Origin of the sequence: Citrobacter sp. wls708, assembly GCF_005281255.1 — a bacterium.
GTDB classification, from domain to species: Bacteria; Pseudomonadota; Gammaproteobacteria; order Enterobacterales; family Enterobacteriaceae; genus Citrobacter; species Citrobacter werkmanii.
In genome coordinates this window covers 1-599 of the sequence record NZ_SZXE01000022.1, presented here as the reverse complement: position 1 = coordinate 599, position 599 = coordinate 1, and the positions used below count along the sequence as shown (strand labels likewise).

The following is a 599-nucleotide window of genomic DNA, read 5'->3' as shown; positions in this document are numbered from 1 at the left end:
TCTACACGACCGGTAACAACGGTACCACGACCGGAGATGGAGAATACGTCTTCGATAGGCAGCAGGAACGGCTTGTCAATCGCACGCTCTGGTTCCGGGATGTAAGAGTCCAGGAAGCCAGCCAGTTCGATGATTTTCGCTTCCCACTCTGCTTCGCCTTCCAGCGCTTTCAGAGCAGAACCACGAACGATCGGCGTATCGTCGCCCGGGAAATCGTACTGAGACAGAAGTTCACGAACTTCCATTTCTACCAGTTCCAGCAGCTCTTCGTCATCAACCATGTCGCATTTGTTCAGGAACACGATGATGTACGGAACGCCTACCTGACGACCCAGCAGGATGTGCTCACGAGTCTGCGGCATCGGGCCGTCAGTCGCAGCAACAACCAGGATCGCGCCGTCCATCTGCGCAGCACCGGTGATCATGTTTTTAACATAGTCGGCGTGGCCCGGGCAGTCTACGTGTGCGTAGTGGCGAGTCGGGGTGTCATATTCAACGTGAGAAGTGTTGATGGTGATACCACGAGCTTTTTCTTCCGGCGCGTTATCGATCTGGTCGAATGCACGAGCAGCACCGCCGTAGGTTTTAGCCAGTACGGT

The 599-nt window shown here is 55.1% G+C and carries 1 protein-coding gene; it reads right to left on the bottom strand.

Annotation, left to right across the window (positions count from 1 at the left end):
- Window positions 1-599 (bottom strand): GTP-binding protein (locus FDW97_RS15570; protein ID WP_249359798.1); only part of this gene is annotated, 599 nt, incomplete at both ends.